The organism is Candidatus Symbiopectobacterium sp. 'North America', from assembly GCF_015762685.1.
Classification (GTDB): Bacteria; Pseudomonadota; Gammaproteobacteria; order Enterobacterales; family Enterobacteriaceae; genus Symbiopectobacterium.
Map to the genome: position 1 here is coordinate 41,603 of NZ_PEHF01000033.1, position 26,154 is coordinate 67,756.

Here is a 26,154-nt window from a genome sequence, read left to right on the forward strand (position 1 = left end):
CGTTGACCATTGAGGGCGTAGACAACGCTGCGAATGAATTTATTGTCATTGCTGGCACGCGCATCGATCTGGCGAGCGAAAGCAGCGGTCAGGCCGGTCACTATCACTACACATACACTCGTAACTACGAAACAGGCACACTGACGATCAGCCATGAAGCGGGCGTAACCTCCGCTGCGGCACAAACGCTGGTCAACGGTATCGCTTACGTCAATGACACCGAACAGGCCACTACGGGCACACGCACTATAACGCTGACCAGCTTGCGCGATAACGGTGGCACCGAAGGTGAGGGGAACGACACCGGCGATCTGGCAATCAGCGCCACCATCGCGTTGGCCATCAATAATCCTCCCGGGTGGCAAAACAACATCACCAACCCCGATGCCACGCTCTACTACAACAATGGCACGCTGAGCGGATACGGTGAATACGTCACGGCGATCGCTGTGTCGGCGGATGGCAAAACGCTGTTGGTCAGCGGCAGCGACGGAGCCAATGCGGGTGGTAACAGCACGCTGCGCATCTATAGCCGTGACAGCACGACCGGTGAATTAACCCTGGTGCAAACCTTTATTCAGGGTGAGAGCGACAACCCGGATACAGCAGCCATTGAAGCCAACGGCCTCAGTGGTATCAACACGATGACGATGCATGGCAGCGATTTGTACGTCGCCGGTCACAGCGGCGATGCGGCTACCTACTCACTGGTGCGCTTCACCTACGATGCCACCACTGGCCAATACACCTACGCGGGGATCGTCGCCACCCAAGGGGTGGACGGTGCGACAGGGCTGGATGCACAGATCACCGAAATCGTGATTTCAGCGGATGGCACATCGCTCTATACCATCAACGGCCTGACGACGATTGATGGCTCTACCGGCAAATCGGTGTTAGCCCAATTCGCTCGCGATCCGGATACCGGTGCCCTCACCTATTTAGGCGAGTATCAAGGGGGTTCCGCAACGCTCGGCATGAATGCGCCAAGCGGCATAATCATCTCCGGGGATGGCAAATCGGTTTACGTTGCCAACAGCAGCAACAGCAGAAACAGCACAACAGCAGAAACAGCACAACAGCACAACAGCACAACAGCACAACAGCACAACAGCACAACAGCACAACAGCACAACAGCACAACAGCACAACAGCACAACAGCACAACAGCACAACAGCATGATCACCGTGTTTTCTCGCGATACGCAAACCGGAAAACTGACTTACGTCGGCCTGATCAATGATGCCAGCATTAGCGCCTATCCTGACAGCGCTGCGTGTCCCAGCGATAATCGCTATTTAGCCAATCTGCAAGACATTACCCTCTCCCCCGACGGCAATTTTGTTTATGTCGGTTCCGGGCAACAGGCCACGTTGTCCATTTTCAGCCGCAACGCCAGCGATGGCAGTTTGACCTATGTCGGCACGCTGGACCTCTATAACAAGGGCTATACCCCCGTCAATGCGCTTTCCGTACGCGAGTTGGTTATCTCTCAAGACGGCACAGCACTTTATGTTGGCATGAACGGCGGCTCAGTACTGGTGTTTAGTCGCGATGCCGTTACCGGTGCTCTGACGTTTGTCAGCGCACTCAATACCGGATCGCGCACCAACCACATTGCGGTCAGTGCGGATGGGCTTAATCTCTACAGCGGACGCAGTTCCGGCGGCACCGGGTTGGCGATCGTTTCTGCATTGCCGAATGCGACTTACACCACCAATGGATCAACGCGCTTCGCTGAGGGATTACACTTCTCCGATGTCGATGCGGATCAAATCACGGATTACAAAGGCACGACTCTGACCCTCAATCGCGCCAGCGGTGCCTCGGCAGACGATCAATTCGGTTTTAAGAATGGTTCCGGGTTGCGTCTGGAAAACAGCACCATCATGAAGGGCAAGACAACCATTGCCACCTTCGCAACGCAGGATGGCGTACTGACCATCACCTTTAGCGCTAATGTGGACAACGCCACCGCCAATCAGGTATTGAAGCAGGTCATGTACCTTAACACTGGTACCGAAGCGCCCGCGCGGATTGATCTGAACATCGCCGTGCTCGATAGCGGCGGCAAATCTGCCACAACCACCGTGGCGCTGCTGCTAACCGACCCACCGGTTGAACCCACGCTAAATGCAGAAGGTAAGCAGACCACCACCATCATCTCTACCAGCGGCCTGCCCGCAGCGGTCGATCTGTTCGATAATGTGGATGTAGGACTCGGCAGCGCGGGCGCTGCGCTCTCTGAACTGACCTTCACGATCAACCGTTCCGGCACCCATGAAACGCTGGTGATTGATGGCACCGCCATCTCGTTGACCGGCAGCGAAGGCGAGACAGCGCAAGGCCATCACTATAAGGTGACGGTTAATGATGGCACCACCACCATCACCCTCACACTTAAGGGTGACAACAATACGACAGATACAGTAAACACCCTGATCGACACGCTCCAATATCAGGTTACCAGCAGCGATGTCGCACAGGGCGCAGTCACCGTCACCCTGACACAGTTGGTTGATGCCGAAAATAATACCACCACACTCGATATCCACAGCACCGTTGCCGTGCTCGATACACGTTTGACGCCGCATCTGGGTGCCGAAACCGGCGCACTCGATTATGACAGTCTGTTCGATGTGAAAGACGAGCAAGGCAACTCGATCTTTACCGGCGTTCAGGGTATCACGGTGGTGGAGGATAAAATCTACCTGGTTCGCACACACTGCGATTGGGTTTATGACGAAACAACAGGCACCGGACAGGACGTTGAGTCCAACGTTCTGTATCTGGTCGAGAGTGATACCGACGGCACGCTCTACATGACCAAAAGCACTGACATCACCGGCTTGACGGACGCGGCACAAGTACGCGTTTCCAGCGATGGCAACAGCCTGTATGTCATTGATGCGGATAATATCGCGCTATTCGATGCCAACGATTTGCATGAAATTGGCGCCGTTGGCGGCGATCTCGACATGGTACGCGATGTGTTGGCACAGGGCGATAAAGTCTACCTCACCAGTGGCGATAGCCTGCTGGTGTTTACCCGCAGTGGAGAGACATTGACGCTCACCACAACACTCACCGACGCTGGAGATACCGGCCTGCAACTCGACGGGGCCAATGCCTTAACGCTGTCACCAGATGGCAAAACGCTGTTTGTCGCGACGTCCGGCGGTAAGCGGGTTTAGCGTCGGCGATGACGGCACCCTGACCTACAAGCAATCTATCGCCGGATCGACGGCCAGTGAGGAGGGTTACTACGCGTCTGCCATCACGATTTTACCCGACGGGAAATCGCTGTATGTAGTGGATAACAACACCTCGTTGCATATCTTTGCGATAGCACAAGATGGCACGCTCACTGCAACATCCACCCTGGCGATTGGCGAAGATGCCACCAGTGTCAAGCAGGTGCTGGTCTCCCCCGATGGTACCTCCGTGGTGATCACCGGAGAACTGGGTCGCAGCGAAAATTATAACACCTACAGCGTTATTCTCTATGCACGCGCTAGCGACGGTAGCCTGACACAGCTTCAGGCGGTGGAAGGTTTTGGCGATATAGCTAACTACAATGGCACAACGTTAAACGAAGTGCACTATGCGTCATTCAGTGCCGATGGCAAACAGTTGTACCTCACGGGAACCCTGAATTACGGTACGCCGGAAGGGATCATTGTTCTCGATCTCATTCCCAGCAGCGAAACCTTTACGGAAAGAGGCGATGCTGTCGCTCTGATCCCCAGCGGAACCTTGTCTGCCCCCGTCAACGATCAAAGCAGCTATCAAGGTGCCACGCTGGTGATTGAACGCACCGGCGGTGCACAGGCTGGAAATCGGTTAGGGCTTTCCGCTGGCAGCGGTCTGACCCTGGCGGAAGATGGCAAGATCTCTCTGGGAGACAAGGCGATCGCCAATGCCACGACCGATGCCAATGGCAAACTGACCCTCACTTTCCTGGCAGGCGTCACGCAAGCGGAAGCACAGCAGGTGCTGCGAGCTATTACTTATCAGTCCACCAGTAACGACCCGACGGCTGCTGGCACTGAGGCCACTTTCCGTATCCATTTCAATGATGGGCAAGATCATACGGCGGAGTTCACTACTGTGGTGAATCTCGTCGGCATTAACGATCCGGCAGTGGTCAGCACAGAACCAGTGAACTCAACCTACGTACCGGGCAACGATGCGATCACATTGTTCAAAAATACGGTCATAGACACCATTGAAACTGGCCAAAAAATCCATCGGGTAGAGATTTCCGTTTCCCCAGCCAGTGTAGGTGATGTGCTGCATGTAGAGGGGGGGAGATTTTGCTCGACAAGACCATCGACTATCAGGCTTTTGTTGGTGAAAGCGGAATGGAACACCGCGTCAGTGTCAGCAACGGCGTTGCCACCGTGACGCTGTATGTTGCGCGTGATGGAGCCAGCACCGCACAGTTGATCGATGGTATCACCTATAGCCACAGCGACGCAGAGGCTACGGGTAGCCGCACGGTGGGCCTGACCGTTTATGAGGAGGGGGACTGGCGGCAGGATCTTAAGACTGAATTCAGCGAAAAAACCGTCATCGCCTTCAAAGGCAGTGACGTCCCCGAAAACAGTGCCCCAGTCTACAACGATAACGCCGGGCTGAATCTGGGCACACTGCAAGCGGGCAGCGCGTATCACTACACCTTGCCGGCAAACCTGTTCACCGATGCCGATAACGACACGCTGACCTGGAGCGTCAGGGGTTTGCCAAACGGGCTGAATTTTGATGTGGCAAGCCGCACCATTTCGGGAACGCCTACCACATCAGGCACATTTACCGTGGTGCTCACAGCCAGTGATGGCAACGCGCAAGCCACGCACTCGCTCAACGTAACCGTTGCGCAAGCCCCTGTGGAACCGCAACCAGAAACGCCTGATAGCTCAGCCCCGGCCCCAGTGATCCTGACGACCTCATCAGCAAGCGTACCTGATGTGTTGAATGAACGGGAGCAGGAACAGCCCTTAAGCGCGATCGTGGCGGCACTGTCTCAAGCACCTTCACCGACAGCGGCACACACTCAATTACCGGCGCGATTTGCGGCAATGCAGTCTCACTCAGCAGCAGAACGCACCGCTGCACCGTGGGTGCTCGATCCCGTGATGCAAACGCTACTCCCACCGCTGGAAACGGTGAATTTTGCCGCGCGCGGCAACGCGGTTCAGCGTGACAGCACGCCGGGGCAAGCGACGGATTCAGCGCTGTTCCAGCGCGTACCCGGTCAAACCACGTCATTGGAATCGGCCTACAGCAGCCTACAGGGATCGTTGCAGCTCGCCAATGGTCGTCCTCTGCCCGCCTGGATTCAGTTTGATGCCCGCAGCGGTCAGCTACGCATCACCGATCCTGACGCCGTGCAGGTAAACCAGATCCAGCTGGCACTGAGCGCGCAGACGGCAGACGGCGCGCGTCGCACGATACCTGTCACGTTGCAAACCGGACACGAGGCATCGGCAAGTCAGCCAACGGATCGCGGTGCTTCCACCGCGTTGCCGCCGTTACCGGACGAAAGCGTGCAGGACAACTGCATTGAAATCGCATTGCCCACGGGAAAAACCGCGTTTAGCGAGCAGCTTAGCGCACCGCGTGCCGAGCAGGATGCTCTGCTGGCCGCACTGAGTGAATTGAGCCGTCTGCGCGCGTGACAGATGCGGGACATATTGCAGCATTTAACCATACGTTCAGTCGGTTGCGGGCCGTTTAGCCCACAGTCGACAGAGAATAAACCCATTACAAGAGGGAATAATCCGGTGAATCAGCACACAGCCACTTTCTGGGATAGCCAGCACCACCACCATCAGCCTGTCACTGCCGTGCGGCAACGGCTTTCTGGCACCAAAGCACTGCGTATCGCCGTCGCCCTTGCCTGTATCGGGCTGGCGGGCTGCGCCGTCAAACCGGAACCGATCACCACCGAGCAGCAGGTGGCACAGGCTCTGAGCGACAGAACGCAGATGTTCGCCAATCAGGAGCCGGTACGTGGCACCATTACGCTGGAAGAAGCCATTGCGCGTGCGTTGAAATACAACCTGCAACAGCGCGTGGCGCTGCTGGAACAGGCCATGGAAGATAACCTGCTTGGCGTCCAGAATCTAGATATGCTGCTGCCTAAACTGACTGCCCGTGCCGGGATGCAAACCCGCGACAGCGTTGCGGCGTCCAGCAGCAAATCAATCTCCAGCGGGCGGGAATCGCTGGAACCCTCCACCAGTCAGGATCAGACCACGCACACTGCCGATCTCTCGTTGAGCTGGAACGTGTTGGATTTCGGTATCAGCTACTTTAACGCCAAGGTGCAGGCCAACAAATAGCTGGCAGCAGAAGAGCGCAGCCGTCGCGTGGTGGCAGATATCACCCGGCAGGTGCGCACCGCCTACTGGGAAGCCGCCACCGCCCAGCGTTTACAACCGGAAGTCACCACCGCGCTGACGCAGGCTCGTCAGACACTGGACTATGCGCGTCAGACCGAACAACAACGGTTGCTGGCTCCGGTGGAAGCGCTGCGCTTCCAGAAAAACATGCTGGAGATGGTGCGCCAGCTAGAGATCGTCGACAGCGACCTGGTGGTGGCGAAATCGCGTCTGGCTGCGCTGATGAACCTGCCGCCCTCCAGCAAGTTTAACGTTGTGGTGCCGAGTGAAAGCAGTCTGGTGGCACCAAAGATCGTCTATTCACTCGACGATCTGGAAAACTTCTCCATGGTAAAACGCCCCGAGGTGCGCGAAGAGGGCTATCTGGCGCGTAACAGCGTGCTGGAAACCCGCAATATCGCTGCTGGGCCTGCTGCCGGGCGTTTCGCTGTTTGCCGGTGTGAACAGTGACAGCAACAGCTATCTGGTGAATCAGCAATGGGCCAGCGCCGGAGTTCAAGTCAGCGGCAATCTGCTTAACGTGTTGTCCTGGTCGTCGGTAAAACGTGCCGGTGAAGCCAATGAAGATCTGGCCGGAGTGCGCCGTCAGGCATTGCGTATGGCTGTACTGACGCAGGTGAACGTGGCCTGGCAGGAATACCAACAGAGCACACGCATGTTTGGGCGTTATCAGGAACTGGCGCGCATCCAGCGTGGCATCCTGAATCAGACGGCACTGAGCGTACAGCACCGGGCCGAGACGCAGATGGAACAGGTGCGGGTCAGCACCGAAACCATTCTCACCACGCGCGCACGCGATCGCAGCTTTGCCGACGTACAGAACGCGTTGGGCGCGGTCTACCAAGCGGCGGGGCTGGACGTGCTGCCGGATAACGTCAACGATGTCAGCCTGGCCGCATTGAGCAACAGCATCGCCCGCACCACGGGCACGCTGGAAAAAGGCGGTGTCGCCGTGCCGCGCCTGTCGCTGGCAGCGGCTGCGCCCGTGGCACCTGTAGTCGCGCCCCACCCGGCCCCTTTGCCAACCACAGCCACGGCGATCACTCCCGCCCCCACAACAGCATCAGCAGCCAAACCGTATCGCGTGGTCAACACCGATATGTGGGATAACCTGCAATCCCTTCAGGCGGGAGGCACACGGTAATGATGAGCAGCATGATTCGACCGCTGCTGCTGGCAAGCACGCTGGCTCTGCCCCTGTGGGGGCAGGCCGCGTAGGGTGACATTCGCGTTCAGCTCAGCGCACAGCGCTATAGCGTACTATCGAGCGAAATTGCCGGTAAAATCACCGATATCACCGTGAAAGAAGGTGAACACTTTAAGCAGGGAGATACCCTGCTGACCTTCGACTGTACGGTGCTGCGTGAGAAATTGAACTACTCCAGCGCGGCGGAAAACGCCTCGCGTAAAAAGCTGGCTATCGCCGACCGCCTCGACAAGCTCAATGCCATCAGTCTGTCAGAAGTGGATCAGGCACGCTCCACGGTCACCATGGCACAGGCGGAAAGCGGCGTGAATCGTGCCATGTTGCAACGTTGCACCATCAAAGCGCCCTTCTCTGGGCGCGTCACCGAAACCAAGGTCAAACGTTGGGAGTCCGTACCGGAAGGCAAGGAGCTACTGGCTATCTATGACGACAGCGCCTTTGAGTTGGAGATGATCGTGCCTTCTCGCTGGATGAAATTGGATTAACCTACCCGGCGGAGATTAGTCGTATCTCCTCCTCGGTGGAACCGGTGAGTCAGTCAGTGAAAGTGTTTGGACGTTTGGCCCTGCCGAGCGCGGGCTTACTGCCGGCCATGAGTGGTGTCACGCGGATAGCGCCGCCAGATGGCATCACTCCATGATCAGTCCGACCGCCGCGTCGGCGGCGCATACTGAGCAAGACCCACAGCTCAGGCTATTGTCCGAATTGCTGCAACTGCAACTGCAACTGCAACGGCGCGCTCGCGCGCGTGAAACGGCGGATGAATTGGCGTTTTTCATCGTCAATGAAACCCATTCGCTGGTAAAATATCGTCAGGCGTTGTTGTGGAGCAATGATCAGCAACGGTTACAGGCGGTCTCGGGATTGGCATCGCTCGATCACAATGCGCCTTTTAGCATCACCTTTAGCCGGTGGTGCCGTCAGTGGCAGGCAGAACAGCGTCAGAGCAGCACGCTACGCTGTCAGGATCTGCCGGTTGAGGATCAGGCGTTGTGGCATGAGCATCTGCCCGAACACCTGTTGTGGCTGCCATTGCGAACCGCACAGGGTGAAACCTCACTGGCGCTGATTCTGGCGCGCGAAACGCCGTGGCTGGCACCAGAAATCCTGTTGCTGGACACGCTGGCAGAACCTTACGCCCACGCGTGGTCCAGCTTGCATAAACAGCGCCGTCCTACGCCGACACACCCGAAAAAACGCCGCATGATGCTGTTTGGCACCGTAGCATTGGCGTTAATCATGCTGATCCCGGTGCGCCAATCCGTGCTGGCCCCGGCAGAGATTGTGGCGCATCAACCGGTGATGGTGCGTGCGCCTGTCGCTGGCGTGGTAGACGATATTCTGGTGCGCCTCAATCAGCCCCTGGCGCGGCTGGATGCACGTGAACTGGAAAACCGACTGGAAGCCGCGCGCCAGACGTTTGCCACCGCCGACGCCCAGTATCGTCAGGAACAACAACAGGCGCTGTTTGATGCCAACAGCAAGGCCAGTCTGGCGGTTCTGCAAAGCCGCCGCGAGCAGGCGCAAAGCGAGCGAGACTTTCTCCTGCGCCAACTGGAGCGTATGCAGTTGACCTCACCGCGCGACGGCGTGGCGGTGTTTGATGATGCTAGCGAATGGATTGGCCGTTCAGTGGCGGTCGGAGAGCGGATCATGATGGTCGCCGATCCAAAAGATGTGGAACTGGAGATCCAACTGCCTGCCGCGGATGCAATTGCGCTGGAAACCGGCGCAGATGTGCGACTATTCCTGAATGTCGCCCCCAATGCCGCTCAGGAGGCGCAACTGACGCAAATAGGTTATCGTGCGGCGCTCACACCGGATAACGTAATGGCCTACCGCCTGCGCGCCCGCTTTACCGAGGACGATGCGCAACGGCGCGTCGGGCTAAAAGGCACAGCCAAGCTGTACGGTAAGCGCACGCTGCTGGTCGCTTACCTGCTGCGTAAACCGCTGGCGACGCTACGCGTCTGGCTGGGGGTCTGATGCTGCCGGGAACCCCTTCGGCTTCTGCGCTCAGCCCGTTACGGGATGAGCTGATTTTGCATAAAGGCCCAGCGAACCGCGATGGTTCCCCCAGTTGGACGTTGGAAGATCCGCTGCGCGGCCTCTATTTTCGTATCGGTTGGCCAGAGATGGCGATGCTGTCTCGCTGGTCACTGGGTGACGCCGCACGCATTATTACGGATATCCAACAGGGGTCGACGCTGGCGCTGGATGAAAGTGATGTGCACTACTTCAACCACTTTCTGCAAGTCAACAGCCTGACGCGCGTCAGCGGGGATAAAGCGTTGGCGCAATTTTCTCAGCAAGTACAGCGCTCACGGGTATCACTGTGGCGCATGTTATTGAAGAACTATCTTTTTTTCCGTATTCCCCTGTGGCACCCGGATCGTTTTCTTAGCGCTACGCTGCCAGGGGTTTCGCTGTTTTATCACCGTTCATTCTTAACGCTGACGCTGCTGGCTGGCATGCTGGGGCTGTTCCTCGCCGGACGGCAATGGGACACTTTCACCCACACGTTTCTGCATTTTTTCACGCTGGAAGGTGCCGCACTGGCCGGGCTCACGCTGTACTTTACCAAGATCCTGCATGAGTTCGGCCATGCCTACGCCTGTAAACATTTTGGCGCGCGCGTAGCCACCATGGGTGTGGCATTTCTGGTGATGATGCCGATGCTCTACACCGATACCTCCGGGTCGTGGAAACTGACGCGTAGGCGTCAACGCATCACCATCGGTGCTGCCGGTATGCTGACCGAACTGGCGCTAGCTGCCTGGGCCACCTTAGCCTGCAGCTTCCTGCCGGATGGCATGCTGCGCAGCGCTGCCTTTATGCTCGCCACCACCACCTGGATCATGACGCTAGCGGTCAACCTGAGCCCGCTGATGCGGTTCGACGGTTACTTTTTGCTGTCGGATACCTTGCAGGTGCGCAACCTGCAACAGCGCGGCTTTGCCATGGGCCGCTGGCAACTGCGCGAATGGCTGTTTGGTCTTGTGGATGCGCTACCCGAGATCTTTCCCCGCTGGTTGCAGCGCACGCTGGTTGGCTATGCCTTTACCGTATGGGTTTACCGCCTGTTTCTGTTTACCGGTATCGCGATTCTGGTCTATCACATGGCCTTTAAGCTATTGGGCATGCTGTTGTTTGCCGTGGAGATCGGGGTTTTCGTGGTGATGCCCATCGTCAATGAAGTGCGCGCGTGGAGTCAACGCCGCAAGGACTACCGCATGAATCGCAATATGATAACCACCCTGACGCTCAGTGTCCTTGTGCTGCTTCTGCCCTGGCAACGAAGCGTTTACGCGCCTGCCTTGCTGCGAGCAGAACAGCAAAGCAGCCTCTATACGACGTTACCCGCCATGCTCGCCAGTATCGCGGTAAAGGTAGGTCAACCTGTTCAGGCCGGGCAAGTGTTGTTTCAGCTCTCGTAGGAACCGTTAACCCACGAGCGGCAGCAGTTGGAGCGACAAATCGCTACGTTGGAGTGGCAAAGCACATTCCAGTTGTTCAATAAGGAGACCGCTGGCGATCACCTGCGTGTCAAGCAAGAACGGGATGCCGCACAACAGCGTTTGCAGGTGCTGTTACGCCAATCCGAACAGCTAACGGTGCGCGCCCCGATGGATGGCGTGGTGGCAGATATGGCAACACCGCTGTCGGAGGGAGAGTGGCTTGGACAAGGTGAATGGCTGGCAATCGTCACTCAGCCTGTCGGCGGGCTGGTAGAGGCTTTCGTTTCTGAAAAAGAGTGGCTGCGCCTTCGCACCGGTGATCACGGTACGTTTTACGCTCAGGATGTTAACCACAGGGCGATACCCGTCACCATCGCCGATATTGACAGCACGGCCGCACGCGATCTGAACAATGTGCCGGAGTTGGCTTCCCTCTACGGCGGTGCAATCCCCACCCTGAGCGATGGACAGCGTAAACTCCACCCGGAACAGGCGGTATATCGTGTCCTGCTACGGCTTCCGCCTGATTTTCATGCTCCGGGGCAAGTGCTACGCGGTACGGCAGTGATGGAGGGTGAAGCGCAAAGCCTGTTGGTGCGCGGCTGGAAACTCGCATCGGCAGTATTGATTCGCGAGCTCTCCTTTTAAATCATTATTTGGCATAACTCACTATAAGAAAAAACAGTGTAGCGAGTGATTTTACCCTTCAGTATCAGTGCTATATGGAACATTTTCAGCAAGAAAACAAGTGGCTGTAGCGCATACTGAGCGCTAATCACGAACAACAAGGAAGATGACATGATTATCACACTCTACAAGTCCCCGAACCTCAGCCCCCTCATTGCGCAAGAGAATTGTAAGAAAGCACAGGCTCCGAAGAAAATAACACTTCATCTTATGAAAAAGATTGAAAACAGCTTGCTCACCCTGCTGACAGCGCAACGAGAGCTGTTTCTGTTTCACAACGCCAAAAAACACCCTTGTTTGAAAAGCGTATACCGCAGTGCGGTTAAAGAAGGCCATCAGGGCCGCTGCCAGGCGATGGGTATCGCGGTCACTGCGGTCGACGACATTTTTAAAAATACCAAACTGAGGGGAACGGCAACGCGCATCTGTCAACAAACGCCCCGTAATAACACGCTCCCACTGGAAAAAGATCCGGTTATGGCGCTGCGCGGTAAGAAATTTATCGAGACTTTTTTGGTGCACAAGACAACGTTGGATGAAGAAACCTACCTCACCGCGCTTGGCATCGGCTACCAACTCAAAAGGCTCAAGTTCGATCCGGTGCTAACGGATATGTTTGCCCAGGTATGGTACGAGCGGGAGCAGTTGTTAACCCCGGAGACCATTACTCAATCAAAGGCGCGCTCACGAAAACAAAAATAATTTTTTCTGCTCAATGACGTTATGGACAATTGATGGAGTAATTTAACGCTGCTTGCCCACATCGTTCAGTGCCTCCATTGCCGGGCTGATGAGATAGCTAAGGAATGTCCTGTCCCCGGTTTTGATTTCCGCAGTAACCTGCATACCGGGTTCCAGTTGCCACTCATCGGGCCCAACGCGCAACGTCCTGTTCTTTAGCGCAATGACCGCGCGATAAACCAGCCCTAGTTCCTTATCCTCTGTAGCATCGGCAGAAATCTTTTGTAGCGTGCAATCTCCCCAGCCATAACGAGTAAAATCAAATGTGTCGATTTTTACCGTTACCGTTGCCCCACCCGCAAAAATCCCACATCCTGGTTTTTAATCATGACTTCCGCTACCAGTTCGCTATCGACGGGGATAATTTTGGGCAGTTCCTGTGGCGGTTCGACAGCGTCTCCCGCATCACGGAAGACTAGCGAGTTAACGATACCCTCTACGGGTGAGCGCAAAGTATACTGCGCTATTTGAGCATTAACCTGCTTAAGTTGGCTCGCCAACAGGTGATGTTCATGTTCACGCTCCGCGATATTCTGAGCTACCGAATTGATTTTTTCCGCCCTTTCGCTGCGTTGTTCCTGTTCCAACTGCGCCAGACTACGGCGACGTTCTTCCAGATTTGCCACTACGCCATCGACAGCATGATGCGCTTCCAGATATTGCTTTTTGATCTCTAATAAGCTGTCACGACTGGTTATATTTTTATGGTACAAGCTCTCAATCGCCTGATATTGTTCTTTCAAAACCATCAGTTGCTCGTCAGCCAGCCGTTTACGAGATTGATGGCCCATTGTTTGCGCGTGTAATACCGCCTTTTTGCTTTCATATACTGCTTTCTCATACCGATCATTTTCTACCTCGGTCATCAGCAGTGCAGCTAGCCGATCGGCTAACAGAGAATCTTCACGCCGGTAACGATCAGGAAATATGTTGGACCACATTTATCCGTTGTAATACCGATTGAGTATATCGAGTCGAACAAGTTGAAAACGATTTAGCTTCTGTCTCAGTTTCAGTTCTTCGGCACGCTCATCCAACTGCTGGCTATTCAGTTTAATGAGCACTTTTCCTTGCTTAACGGTCATACTGTCCCGTACCAACACGCTGGCAACTTCTGCGGTAACCGCGGTACTGACAGGTAGAGACAGTTCTCTCACCGCCACCTTACCGTGAGTCACGGTCACAATATCGACCTTGCCCTCGCCGCCCACGTTACGGCGAGGGCAAGGGAAACCATAATTTCCCATAACATTGCTCTGCCTACGGGAGAGGGCGGCGTATCCTGGATTTCAATGACCGCAGGAAGAAATTCACGATAGTGTGCTTTCATCACGCGTCTCCCTGCTGCAAGGCATAAAGCCGGGCATACAGCACCCCCAAAGCCAGAAGCTCGTCATGCGAACCTTGCTCACTTACCTTGCCTGATATCATGGCAATAATGCGATCGGCACGGCGCACCGCCGATAACCGATGCGCGATAATAAATACCGTTTTGCCACGGCATATTTCGGCCATATTATTCTGAATCACGCGTTCTGATTCATAATCCAGCGCACTGGTGGCCTCATCAAAAATTAATATTTTAGGTTGAGTGATAAGCGCTCGTGCAATACCAATACGCTGTTTTTGCACACCGGAAAACAGATTGCCTTGTTCACCGACCGGGGTGTCATACCCCAGCGGTAGCGCGCTGATAAACTCATGCGCGCCTGCCAGCGTGGCCGCCGAAATAACCTGCTCGATGGGCGAGTTAGGCAACGCTAACGCAATGTTGTCGCGCACTGTGCCAGAAAAAATCTGGGTCTCCTGCAATACCACACTGACGCTTCGCCGCAGCCAATATGGATCGGCATGGGCAATGTCGGTGTCATCAATAAAGATCTGCCCAGACAAAGGGAGATAAAGACGCTGTATCAGCCGAGCCAGGGTACTTTTACCCGAACCAGAGCGACCAACAATGCCAATGATTTCCCCTGCCTGCACAGATAAGTTGAGGCCATCCAATACGGGAGGCACATCAATACCGTAGGAAAATCGGATATCGGCAAAACGCACGGTCCCCTGTATTTCCGCAAGCGTTACGCCACTTTGCTGCTGATGCTCTGGCGGGACATTCAGAATTTCTCCCAGGCGTTTAACGGAGATAGAGACTTGCTGTACATCTTGCCACAGTTGCACCAGACGTAAGATCGGGCCGGTAACTTGTCCAGCAAACATATTAAAGGCAACAAGCCCTCCAACCGTCATTCCCCCGTCAATCACCAACCGAGAGCCATACCACAAAATAACTACGCTAGTGATTCTGCAGATAAAATGCGATATCTGATTCACGATATTGCTCAAATTGCCGGTTTTAAAGCTACTGCTGACAAACACCGCCGTCTGTTCATCCCAGCGACGCGTCAGGTGATGCTCGACGGACATGGCCTTGACGGGTTCAATGGCTGTAATGCTCTCAACCAGAAAAGCCTGATTTTTCGCCCCCTGACGAAACTGATCCTCTAATCGACGCCGCAGTGGTCGAGTAATGACAGCCGACAAAACAACATAAGGCAGCAGGGATATCAGGACGATAATGGTCAAAGAAAGACTATACATCGCCATGACCACAAAAAAGACGACCGTGAATAACAGATCCAAACCTAACGTCATTGCACTGCCGGTTAAAAACTCTCGTACTGTTTTGAGCTCATGCACGCGTGCAACGGTCACCCCGGTCTGACGCCCACGAAACCATGCCAAAGGGAGCGACAGAAGGTGACGATAAAGCAGCGAACTCAACGTGGCATCAATACGTTGCGAGGTATGTGCCAACTGGTAGTTACGCAACCCATCCAGCACTACATCCGCCAGCGTGACACAAATCATCCCCAGCGCCAGCACATCCAAAGTCGACAAACTTTGATGTACCAATACCTTATCCACGACAATCTGAAAAAATAAGGGAAGAATCAGAGCCTGTATCTGAATAAAAAACGAGGCAAGCATGATCTCAGCCATCAGCCTTTTATAGCGAACAAAAGCCTGAGTAAACCAGCGTAAATTAAATTTTTGAGCCAAATTTCCAGAGAAAAAACGCCGGGTGAACATAAAACCGCTTACGGCCTGCCCCTGAGCGGGATGGAAAGTTGCAGATTGATCGCGAGCTATATCATGTATCAGCCACTTTCCCTCTTTAACCGCCAGCAGCAAGACATACCCTTTGTCTGGCAAACAAATCAAAGCAGGTGTAGGCATGTCTCCTGAAACAAAGATACGGTGGGAGTATCGACAGCGTAAACCGCAGTGACGCTCAGCACGAACCAGTTGCACGTTGATATGATGGTTTGCATCGATGCCGAACTGCGCTCGCAATGCCTCAATGTTGACAGCATTACCGTGGTACCCGGCGATCAATGCCAACCCTTGCCACACGTATTTATCCTGAGACATGCCCTGCCTCCATTAATACGAGCGAGAAGATTGCTGAAGATGCTGATTCGATGATGCCCTTGCTAACGACAGCGAGACGGAGGAGACGCTGGCATCGTCTTCTTCTCCCTCAGCCATAAACTGAACGACATTTTGAGACAATTGAGGTATCGAACCTCCAACACGTGGAACTATTGGTTTTGTAGTAGGTAACGGCACTCCATCCAGAAAATGCTTTCGAATATCCTGCGCAGTCCACACAGTGCCGTCATAAAACTCTGTACTACTTGTGCTGTAAGGTTCTGGAAACAGAGAAACTTGATTTTCGTGTGATGTCACTCCTTTGATTTCCATGATTAGCAGGCCGTGTGGGGAAGTGCCTTCATAAATAGCGTTGTTATAATAAGTGCCGTGGTGGTCTGAATTACTTTTTATCTGTGTAAACGTGACATCTGCGGGTGTTATCCCGTGACCATAACGGACTAATTTATCACCAAAGCCATCTTGCCGCGTGGCAATGGTGACAGTAGCCTTTTCTCCAGTAAGACAAGAACGGGATATTCCTTTATCGTCATCGAAACGCTCATCACAGACGCCACTTGTTGATGGGCCTTCAAGCGCAACACAGTGATTTTTACCTAGCGCACCACCAATGATATTTAAGTGAATTTGGGCTATATCTCCAACGCCACCATACTGCTGAGCAAATGCACCCATATCCCACTGAGAGCCATCAGAAAACTCAACACGTTCCACTTGTGGTCCTACGGACCCAAAGAAATCTTTTATGGTAACGCTATCTTCACTGTTTCTGATCTTAAGCGTTAAATCATTCCGGCTCCCTACATGACTACGCTGTAAGGTCACTTGCTCCGGTAATATTGCTGAACCAAATCGTAATATATCTACATCATCAGGTGTTCGTTTGCACTCTGTGATGATATCGTTGCCATCTCCTGAACGAAAATGATAGATATCGGAACCACTTCCTCCTTGTAAGAGATCGTTGTTGGTCCCTCCCATTAATTCGTCATTCCCTATCCCTTCATTTAAATTGTCATGCCCCTCTCCGCCATACAAAATATCATTACCTTCCCTCCCTTGAAGTAGATCATTGCCACCGCCCCCATATAATTTGTCATCATGCCTAGTACCAAAAATGCTATCATGTCCAGCTACACCAACCAGCGTTACAATATCAATATCTAATCTTTTATCTTGTTCAGATAAAGAACTTCGCGGTGGCAGTAACCACTCAGTATTATGAGAATCACGAATCCCACTCTTTGTTACTTCAGAATGTAACTTATAAGCCCTATCTCTATAAGTGTCTGCAAAGTAAGAGTATAAATTTCTTGAGCATAAAAACGATGCTACGCCGCTCATGGCGGCTTTACTCGCCAAGGCAGGGTTTCTCATATGTTGATTAGCCAAGCGTGCGCTCTGACCGATGACTTCAACCCAACCTTCGATATCATGTTCGTTATCCTTAAGTCTTACCACTGACTGCCTAAAACTGGCGTCACTATTAAGTGAAGACTCAATAGATTGTGAATGCTTGTCATACTCTTTGAAAAAATGTTGTAAACATGACTTAAACGAATCTTGAAACTCACGGTAAAACTGAGTTTTTCCCTTTTTATCTCTGTCTATTAAAATATTATCATCGTTCCATGAACCATTCATAAAACACTCCTATTATGAATTAACATTGAATCTTACATAATTTCACCACCTCGCTTAAGTTAAAAATAAAAAATCAAAAAAACAAGTCATTGAAATAAACACATCAGAGATGATGAGATAAATGAAGCATATACAACAAACTTTATCGTGAAGATATTAATCATCACAAGTAAAAACCACATTACCAACACCATTAAATATATAACAAAACGTTCCATAAAATTAAAACAAATCACATCCATTTTATATGGCTATTTATATTTTCATTAAAGACATTAATTAAATAAAAAACAAAGTGTTTTTCCCACTTCAAAAAAGCAAGATGATATTGATTTATTTATTTTTCATTTAATATGAGACTGCATTTATACATACGAAGTCCATTCATATTATGGACATATAAAAATAGGGATATACAATTTAAAAAAATCTTCATTGGATTAACGTTGGCACAAGTTAACATTGCCCATACTAACCAGATTTTCTTCGTCTATTAAACCAGATATACCATTTGACCCCGCTCACAGACTCATGAATACTTTTTCACATAACAATAGCAAAACGACAAGGGAATCCTTTCCGGTAAAGCATCCCCCAACAGGAGTAAGCAATGAAAAGAGCAATGATTGCAGTAAGCATCGCATTAGCGAGCGTCACGCTGGCACTGCCGTTGACCAGTCAGGCATCGGTGAAAGAGGAAATGCGTGCCATGGCAGGCAGCTTTAAAGGTGCCAACAGCGCCAGCGATGCGGCTACGCTAAAATCTGAGTTACAAACCATAAAGGAACACGCCACCAAGGCCAAAGCCGATCCCTAGTTTAACAAAGGGCCTGACAGTCAGGTATTTAAAGAAGGTTTGGGCAAGTTGATTACGCAAATCGATGATGCCATTGCGCTAGTGGATGCAGGAAAATTATCTGAAGCGAAAACCGCGACAGATAATCTGAAAAAAACCCGTGCGGAGTACCACAAGAAGCTCGGTGTATAACATCCATCCGGTGGCCTCTCTGCGGGCCACCGGATCGCGAGCCAGTTTCAATTCACGCACTTACATGTTTACGCAAAAAATTCTCGATGCCTTGCTCGTCCAAACGATAGCGAATCCATTCACTTTGTGCGTTAGCACCAATACTGTCGTAAAAATCGATAGCAGGCTGGTTCCAACCCAGTACGCTCCACTCCAGGCGACCACAGCCACGCTCTTTGGCCAATTTTGCCACATGCGCTAACAACGCTTTGCCCGCACCATGCTGACGGAAACGTTTGGCTACATAGAGATCTTCAAGATAAATACCGTTTTTACCCAACCAGGTAGAGTAACTCATAAAGAATACCGCGTACCCAACCGGTACTCCATCAATGGCACAAATCAAGGCTTCTGTGCGCGTATCAGGGCCAAAGAGCGTTTTTTCAATGTCTTCCCGCGTCGCAATCACTTGATTACGGGAAAGTTCATATTCCGCTAGCTCAATAATCATATCTAAGATCACGCCCGCATCTGCTTTCTGAGCGGGATAAATGGTTATATTCATCATCCTTTCCTGTTATAAACGCCAACATTGCTTCCCGATGCAACCTTAGAGCGGTTGCAGTATGAACAGCATTTTGTTCATTGGGCGATAATAATCACGTCACGGCGCTATTTCATTACGCCACGGCGAGGTCAAGAACGAGCATATCAGCGAGTGCAAGGGTCACTATCACGGAGGAAAACAACAGGGTGTAGGAGAAAAAATAAATCGCAGAAAAGGTATCCTGCTAGCGCAAACGCACCATGGAAAAAGGCCCACCATAAACGGCCCCCGTATCGAGATAGATCTGATTGGCATAGGCGCACACCTTTTTAAGCGGCGTGTGTCCGAAGATAAAATGGTCGGCTCCCTCGATCCGCTGATAGTCGCCAGACTGCGCTCGTTGCAACCGCCTGCGCCCCCACACGACATCATCTACATTGACAGGCAGGCCCAAATCATAGCGCGCAGAGGGATAATCCGCATGAGCAATAACATAAAGGCGCGTTTGCACGTTAACTTCCAGAACATGTGGAAGTGACGCCGTCAATTGGATCAGTCGATCGATGGAATGACGGTGTATCGGACTCAACTCGAAATACCAGTCACCGCCATTGTTGCGCCAGTGGTCACGGCTTTCTCCTTGCAACGCAGCATACGCCATACATTCATGATTACCAGCCACTGAAATGAACCAGGGAGCATCCAACAGTGCCAGACATGCCGCGCTGTCTGTTCCGCGATCGATAAGATCGCCGACGGCTATCAGCAAGTCGCAACGTTCATCAAATTTTCGTGCAATCAATTGCTGCTTCAATTGTTGATAGCAGCCATGAAGATCCCCAACCACCCACACATGGCGATAATCATCCCCACGAATACTGCGGTAGCGAACAACCTCGCGCATTTTAACCTCCAGACTGCAATGACGCCTTAAAGTAATGTTGCGTGCCATGGGCGCTGTTCATGCAATCAGGGAGTAAAACCACAAAATCGCAAAATCACACAGACACACATAATTATGCGTAACAGATTGCCGTCGATCAGCATGAAAAAGATCCGAGACAAGAAAAAAAGCGATTCTTATAAAAGGAACGCAGGATTACGCGGTGCTGTTATTGGCGATACAGGCCCTATGGTGCCCTGAAGGGAAGTCAGTAGAGGTTCTCACACCGCCACACCGGAAGCCGGGATGGCGGCAACACCGTTGTCGTGTTAAGCGGATTAAAGCGCCTCCACCGCCTGATCGCATTCAGGTACAGAAAATTTTGCATAGTGCAACGCATGGTGCACCTGTTGTTTTTCACTCTCGGGGTAAAACTGCGCATCCAGCAGCAGCGTCCCAATCGCTTGCGCATCCAGCATGGTAAAGGTGGTCCGAAGCGCCAGAGCGATATCAGGCCCGCCATAACACATATTGCGCAATAACACCGCCAACTCATCGGCAGAGATCTTTCCCTGATAAACCGTATACAGCACATAGGCAATCAGTTTGGCATTTAAAACACTAATGCGGGAAATACCATGATAATGCCCGCCCAATGCCTGAATCATATGCTCGACGGCCTGAGTCGGCGTTTTCCCCTGATCGCGCAGAGACGTTAACGCCGTAACGAGTTTGTTCTGCAACTCATCTGCCATCATCCAGTCCTCTTATTATGCCCCTGCTCAATGGCTCTGCATCGCCGGGGTTCAGGTAACATATCGCATTTTTTGTCAGGGCAATATCGGTTTAAGAGAAAAATTAACAATTTTCAATATAGCGACGTTACTAACTGATTTTTATTAATATTATTAGGTTTTATGTGAAACAGAGGCCCTTCGCAAAATAGGCAGTTACCAGGTTATGTGATAGATTCGTCTGCAAAGATGCTCATTTACACGAATTTATACATCTGAGCACATTATGGTTCATTCAAACCCATTTATCTGATGCGATAATGCAAAAAAGCAATCGTATTTCATTCTCTGAGCAAGCAAGTTAAGGTTAAATCATGATCACCACTGACGGTAACAGAGCAGTCGTTTCTGTCGCCTGGCGAGCAAACGACGTCATCGCCATCTACCCGATTACCCCAAGTTCTTCCATGGCAGAACAGGCTGCCGCATGGTCGAGCGATGAGCGTAAAAACTTGTGGGGAGATACCCCACGGGTGATCGAAATGCAGTCGGAAGGCGGTGCGATTGCCACAGTGCACGGGGCGTTGCAGACAGGGGCGCTGGCGACATCGTTTACCTCATCGCTGGGATTGCTGTTGATGATCCCGACACTCTACAAGCTGGCCGGACAGTTAACCCCCTTTCGTGCTGCACGTTGCCGCCCGAACCGTCGCTACTCATGCGCTCTCCATTTTCTGCGATCACTCCGACGTGATGGCGGTGCGCCAGACGGGCTGTGCGATGCTGTGTGCCAACACCGTGCAAGAAGCACAAGATTTCGCCTTGATTGCACAAATCTCCACGCTTAACAGCCGCGTCCCCTTTATCCATTTCTTCGACGTTTTCCGCACTTTACATGAAATCAATAAAGTGAAACCGCTCAGTGATGAAGTATTGCTGAAACTGCTGCCCCAGGATGCAATTGCTGCACACTGTGAGCGTGCGCTTACACCAGAACGTCCGGTGATTCGTGGCACCGCCTCCAATCCGGACACCTTCTTCCAGGCACGCGAAGCCACCAACCCATGGTACAACAACACCTACTCTCACGTTGAGCAGGCGATGGATGCTTTTGCTGAGGCCACCGGACGTCGCTATCAGCCGTTTGAATATTACGGGCACCCTGAAGCGACGCGCGTGATTGTGCTGATGGGCTCGGGAGTAGGCACGTGCGAAGAAGTGGTGGATGCCCTGCTAACCCGTGGTGAAAAAGTGGGCGTGCTTAAAGTGCGTCTGTATCGTCCGTTCTCAGCGCAGCACCTGCTCGATACCCTTCCGCAAACCGCGCAGAGCATCGCCGTGCTCGATCGCACCAAAGAACCCGGTGCCCTGGCAGAACCGCTTTATCTGGATGTGATGACCGCACTGGCGGAAACCTTCTCCCGTGGGGAGCGGGCAACATTACCGCGTACCATTGGTGGCCGTTACGGTTTGTCTTCCAAAGAGTTCACACCACAGTGCGTGCAGGCTATTTTTAATGAGTTAGTGCTTGCTAACCCGAGACCGCTTTTCACCGTGGGTATTTATGATGATGTGACCCACCTTTCCCTGCCGTTGCCGGAACAACACTTCCCCTCCAGCGCAGGACTGGAAGCGTTGTTCTACGGGCTCGGCAGCGATGGCACTGTTTCCGCCACCAAAAATGCTATCAAGATTGTCGGTTCCAGCACGCCGATGTTTGTACAGGGCTATTTCGTCTACGACTCCAAAAAAGCGGGCAGCCTGACGGTATCGCACATGCGCGTTGGCCCGCACCCGACCAATTCGGCCTATCTGATCGATCAAGCCAATTTCGTCGCGTGCCACCAGTGGCAGTTCATTGAGAAGTACGCCATGGTGGAACGCTTGAAACCTGGCGGTATCTTCCTGATAAACACCCCTTACAGCGCCGACGACCTGTGGCACCGCTTGCCACAAGAGGTGCAGGCAGGCCTGAATCAACGTCAGGCAAGGGTCTATTGCATCAACGCAGCCAAAATTGCCCGTGAATGTCAGTTGGGTGCGCGTATCAACACCGTGATGCAAATGGCGTTCTTTCATCTCTCGCAGATTTTGCCTAGTGATGCGGCCGTAGAGAAACTGCGCAGCGCCATCGAAAAGAGCTACGGTAGCAAAGGTGAAGAGCTGGTCGTCCGCAACTGGAAAGCGTTGGAAGCCACACTGGCGGCGCTGGAATCCGTTGCGCTGGCAGCGGTTAATCCTGAAAGTCCGCAACGTCCACCCGTGGTGTCCGATGCCGCGCCAGACTTCGTTAAAACGGTAACGGCAACCATGCTGGCCTGACTGGGCGATACCTTACCCGTTTCCGCCCTACCGCCCGATGGCACCTGGCCCACCGGCACCACCCAGTGGGAAAAACGGAACATTGCAGAGGCCATTCCGCTTTGGAAACCAGAGCTGTGTACGCAGTGTAACCACTGCGTCGCCGCCTGCCCGCACTCGGCTATCCGTGCCAAAGTGGTGCCTGCTGAGGCCATGAGCCATGCGCCTGATTCACTGCAATCTCTGGATGTCAAAGCGCGTGATATGCGTGGTCAGAAGTATGTATTGCAAGTCGCCCCGGAAGATTGCACGGGATGTAACCTGTGCGTCGAGGTGTGCCCGGCGAAAGACCGTCAACACCCTGAGATCAAAGCCATCAACATGGAGTCCCGCCTAGATAATCTGAGCCTGGAAAAAACCCACTTTGATTTCTTCCTGCAATTGCCGGAAATCGACAAGAGCAAGTTGGAACGTATCGACATCCTCACGTCACAGTTGATTACGCCGCTGTTCGAGTACTCGGGTGCCTGTTCCGGTTGCGGTGAAACGCCATATATCAAACTGTTAACGCAGCTCTATGGCGATCGTTTGCTGGTCGCCAACGCCACCGGCTGCTCATCTATTTACGGCGGCAATCTGCCCACCACGCCGTGGACCACCGATGCCAATGGGCGCGGTCCAGCCTGAGCCAACTCGCTGTTTGAGGATAACGCCGAATTTGGTTTAGGTTTCCGTCTCAGCGTGGATCAACATCGCCAGAGCGCCTTGCGTCAGCTCTTGCAGTTAGCACCGCAACTCCCCGCCAATCTGGTGAGCACCTTGCAGGAAGAAAACATTGTGCCAGATCTGCGCCGCCAGCAAATTGCGCAGCTGCGCGAACGGCTTGCCAGCCTCAATGAACCGGTGGCTCGTGAACTTAGCCACGATGCCGACCATCTGGTAGACAAATCCGTCTGGCTGATTGGCGGTGATGGCTGGGCTTATGATATTGGCTACGGCGGTCTGGATCATGTGATGAGCCTGACAGAAAACGTCAACGTGCTGGTGCTGGATACCCAGTGCTATTCCAACACGGGCGGTCAGCAATCCAAGGCGACACCGCTGGGTGCAGTCACCAAATTTGGGGAAAAAGGTAAACGCAAGGCGCGTAAAGATCTGGGCATCAATGTGATGATGTACGGCCACGTTTATGTCGCACAGATTTCACTGGGCGCACAGCTTAACCAAACGGTGAAAGCAATTCAGGAAGCGGAAGCCTGGCCGGGTCCATCCTTAATCATCACCTACAGCCCCTGCGAAGAACACGGCTACGATCTGGCGTTCAGTCACGATCAGATGCGTCAACTGACGGCCACCGGATTCTGGCCACTCTATCGCTTCGATCCGCGTCGTGTGGAAGAAGGCAAACCGGCGTTGGTCACCGATTCCTGTCCGCCCTCCAGCAGCCTGAGTGAGACGCTGTTGAAAGAGCAACGCTTCCGTCGGCTGAATACGCAAATGCCGGAAGAGACCGCGCGGTTGCATGAAGAAGCGGAAGAGGATCTGCGTCGTCGCTTTGACTTCCTGACAATGATGGCAGGTAAAGCAGAAAAGAACGCTCAAGAATAAGGTCGCAATATACGACGAGATCCTCAGTGCAAGCCGAGGATCTCGTGAGGAAAATGCGCGCTAGCAAAAGATCTGGCTGACGGCTTCGGCCACGGTCTCTACATGATGTTCCTGCAACTGGCTGATACTGAGCCGAATAAATTCCCCGTTTTTTACCCCTGCCCCCACACCAACCCTCACGGCAATGCCACGTACGGCCAGGGTTACCAGAGCATGGCGCTCCGAAGGCACTGGCAACCAGATACACAGCGCATCGCTTTCTGGTACATGAATGCCCCGTCGAGCCAGCGCATCCACTAACGCCTGACGTCGCCGGTGATAAACCTGTTTGGCATGTGTAATATCGTGCTGTGCCTGAGCATCGTTCAATAAATAAGCCAACGCGCCTTGCAGTATCCGGCTACTCCATCCGACGCCAAAATGGCGGAAGGATTGAAGCTGGTCCATTCGGGTTTTACTGCCCGATATCACTGCCAAACGTAAATCCGGTCCATAGGCTTTGTAGTAAGAGAAGACATGAATTGCACGTTCAGGATAATAGCGCCCCAAACTGATCGCGGGACAGGTTGATAATTCACCGATGCCGTCATCTTCCAAAATCAGCACATTTCCATGCTCGGCCAGTACAGCGGCCATGTCGTCCAGCCGCTCAGGGCTTACGGCGCAACCCGTGTGTGAATGAGTCCTTGGCTGGAAAATAAACGCGACTGGCTTTTGTTGCAGCGCCTGTTTCAATTCCTCAATGTCAGGCCCATTGGCATCACAGCCCAACTTGATCGCGTTCATTCCCAGCAGATCGAGCAAATCAAGTAAGCGAGCAGTGGTAGGGCTTTCGATAGCCACCGTCGAACCGGGAAAGATCAATGCCTGCAACGCCAGGTACAGCCCATCAAACCCGCCACTTGAGGTAATGAACGCCTCAGCCGGATAAGGCCAGCGTTTGCGAACCGCCGCCTCCAGTTCAGGGACAATGGCAGTTCGTTGGTAACTGTTTAACGTGGGCTGCGATAGGGAATGTTGCAATGCTGCTGCCAGATTAGGTAATAACGCGGGGTCCGGTGAAGAGAGTTCCATATTAATCTGGATGGTATCACCAAAGTTACCCACCCTCTCAAAACGTTCAGGACGGGGCGAGACTCGCTGACTACAGGCCCATACCCCTGTCCTTCCACGCCCGGTCACCACGTTCTGCCGCTTTAATTGGGACAAGGCCGCCGAAATCGTCGCCGGACTCACTCGCAATATTTCAGCCAGTTCCCGAACCGACGGCAACTGGCTGCCAATAGCAATGCGCTCTTCACGAATCAATGCAGCGATATCCATCGCAATCCCCCGAATCGAGGGATCGGTAAGCATTCCGGCCAGCCAAACGGGATCAATTTTTGCTGTCATATCAAAAACTTTTGTTCAGTAAAAAAATATTTTTGTACACATACAAATGAGCCACTAGTATCAAAAAAAGCCACATTACGTACAAAAATTGCACAATTGTAAGCAGGGAAATAATGAGCATGAT

15 protein-coding genes and 5 pseudogenes are annotated in these 26,154 nt (G+C 52.8%); 11 read left to right on the top strand and 9 right to left on the bottom strand.

Features of this window, described 5'->3' with window-relative positions:
- The first annotated feature begins 2 nt into the window (after positions 1 to 2).
- The 9 genes and pseudogenes from CS369_RS23380 to CS369_RS07985 all read left to right on the top strand — a co-directional run bounded on the left by CS369_RS23380 (position 3) and on the right by CS369_RS07985 (position 12,462).
- Complete coding sequence (locus tag CS369_RS23380; RefSeq protein ID WP_244664888.1) at positions 3 to 1,244, top strand: lactonase family protein; 1,242 nt, start codon at positions 3 to 5, stop codon at positions 1,242 to 1,244.
- Entirely contained in the window at positions 1,180 to 3,195 is a 2,016-nt protein-coding gene (locus tag CS369_RS07950; protein WP_244664893.1) for a beta-propeller fold lactonase family protein, read from the top strand. The genes CS369_RS23380 and CS369_RS07950 overlap by 65 nt, the downstream gene beginning before the upstream one ends.
- On the top strand, positions 3,149 to 4,408 hold the full coding sequence (locus CS369_RS07955) for a hypothetical protein (protein ID WP_196906669.1): 1,260 nt from the start codon (positions 3,149 to 3,151) through the stop codon (positions 4,406 to 4,408). The genes CS369_RS07950 and CS369_RS07955 overlap by 47 nt, the downstream gene beginning before the upstream one ends.
- A complete protein-coding gene (locus tag CS369_RS07960) occupies positions 4,318 to 5,682 on the top strand; it encodes a putative Ig domain-containing protein (RefSeq protein WP_196906670.1) in 1,365 nt (454 codons plus the stop codon). The genes CS369_RS07955 and CS369_RS07960 overlap by 91 nt, the downstream gene beginning before the upstream one ends.
- A 105-nt stretch (positions 5,683 to 5,787) precedes the next feature.
- A pseudogene (locus tag CS369_RS07965) lies at positions 5,788 to 7,552 on the top strand (TolC family protein).
- A pseudogene (locus tag CS369_RS07970) lies at positions 7,552 to 8,255 on the top strand (efflux RND transporter periplasmic adaptor subunit). The pseudogenes CS369_RS07965 and CS369_RS07970 overlap by 1 nt, the downstream one beginning before the upstream one ends.
- Positions 8,252 to 9,601, top strand: coding sequence for an efflux RND transporter periplasmic adaptor subunit (locus CS369_RS07975; RefSeq protein WP_196906671.1), 1,350 nt, complete (start codon positions 8,252 to 8,254; stop codon positions 9,599 to 9,601). Before CS369_RS07970 ends, CS369_RS07975 begins: the two are co-directional and overlap by 4 nt.
- A pseudogene (locus CS369_RS07980) lies at positions 9,601 to 11,721 on the top strand (efflux RND transporter periplasmic adaptor subunit). The gene CS369_RS07975 and the pseudogene CS369_RS07980 overlap by 1 nt, the downstream one beginning before the upstream one ends.
- Before the next feature lie 150 nt (positions 11,722 to 11,871).
- Complete coding sequence (locus CS369_RS07985) at positions 11,872 to 12,462, top strand: hypothetical protein (RefSeq protein ID WP_210769482.1); 591 nt, start codon at positions 11,872 to 11,874, stop codon at positions 12,460 to 12,462.
- A gap of 42 nt (positions 12,463 to 12,504) precedes the next feature.
- On the opposite strand, the gene CS369_RS07990 is transcribed toward CS369_RS07985, so the two are convergent.
- The 5 genes from CS369_RS07990 to CS369_RS08010 form a co-directional block, all read right to left on the bottom strand.
- A complete protein-coding gene (locus CS369_RS07990) occupies positions 12,505 to 12,645 on the bottom strand; it encodes a hypothetical protein (protein ID WP_196906673.1) in 141 nt (46 codons plus the stop codon).
- A 137-nt stretch (positions 12,646 to 12,782) separates the two neighbouring features.
- Complete coding sequence (locus CS369_RS07995; protein ID WP_196906674.1) at positions 12,783 to 13,442, bottom strand: HlyD family efflux transporter periplasmic adaptor subunit; 660 nt, start codon at positions 13,440 to 13,442, stop codon at positions 12,783 to 12,785.
- Complete coding sequence (locus CS369_RS08000) at positions 13,443 to 13,748, bottom strand: biotin/lipoyl-binding protein (protein ID WP_196906675.1); 306 nt, start codon at positions 13,746 to 13,748, stop codon at positions 13,443 to 13,445. It lies immediately after the preceding gene.
- A gap of 82 nt (positions 13,749 to 13,830) precedes the next feature.
- Positions 13,831 to 15,933, bottom strand: coding sequence for a type I secretion system permease/ATPase (locus CS369_RS08005; RefSeq protein ID WP_196906676.1), 2,103 nt, complete (start codon positions 15,931 to 15,933; stop codon positions 13,831 to 13,833).
- 12 nt (positions 15,934 to 15,945) lie between these two features.
- Positions 15,946 to 17,598, bottom strand: coding sequence for a calcium-binding protein (locus tag CS369_RS08010; RefSeq protein ID WP_196906677.1), 1,653 nt, complete (start codon positions 17,596 to 17,598; stop codon positions 15,946 to 15,948).
- A 622-nt stretch (positions 17,599 to 18,220) separates the two neighbouring features.
- Here CS369_RS08010 and CS369_RS08015 point away from each other — a divergent pair.
- Positions 18,221 to 18,586: pseudogene (locus CS369_RS08015) on the top strand (cytochrome b562).
- 52 nt (positions 18,587 to 18,638) lie between these two features.
- On the opposite strand, the gene CS369_RS08020 reads toward CS369_RS08015, so the two are convergent.
- The 3 genes from CS369_RS08020 to CS369_RS08030 form a co-directional block, all read right to left on the bottom strand.
- Positions 18,639 to 19,130 carry a GNAT family N-acetyltransferase gene (locus CS369_RS08020; protein ID WP_196906678.1) on the bottom strand — a complete coding sequence of 164 codons (492 nt, stop codon included), beginning with the start codon at positions 19,128 to 19,130 and terminating at the stop codon, positions 18,639 to 18,641.
- A gap of 226 nt (positions 19,131 to 19,356) precedes the next feature.
- Positions 19,357 to 20,016 carry a metallophosphoesterase gene (locus tag CS369_RS08025; RefSeq protein ID WP_196906679.1) on the bottom strand — a complete coding sequence of 220 codons (660 nt, stop codon included), beginning with the start codon at positions 20,014 to 20,016 and terminating at the stop codon, positions 19,357 to 19,359.
- A gap of 317 nt (positions 20,017 to 20,333) precedes the next feature.
- Complete coding sequence (locus tag CS369_RS08030; protein ID WP_196906680.1) at positions 20,334 to 20,753, bottom strand: hypothetical protein; 420 nt, start codon at positions 20,751 to 20,753, stop codon at positions 20,334 to 20,336.
- A 350-nt stretch (positions 20,754 to 21,103) separates the two neighbouring features.
- Here CS369_RS08030 and nifJ point away from each other — a divergent pair.
- Positions 21,104 to 24,638: pseudogene (gene nifJ / locus CS369_RS08035) on the top strand (pyruvate:ferredoxin (flavodoxin) oxidoreductase).
- Positions 24,639 to 24,698: 60 nt separating this feature from the next.
- Here nifJ and CS369_RS08040 read toward each other — a convergent pair.
- Complete coding sequence (locus tag CS369_RS08040) at positions 24,699 to 26,030, bottom strand: aminotransferase class I/II-fold pyridoxal phosphate-dependent enzyme (protein ID WP_196906681.1); 1,332 nt, start codon at positions 26,028 to 26,030, stop codon at positions 24,699 to 24,701.
- Between the last annotated feature and the right edge of the window lie 124 nt (positions 26,031 to 26,154).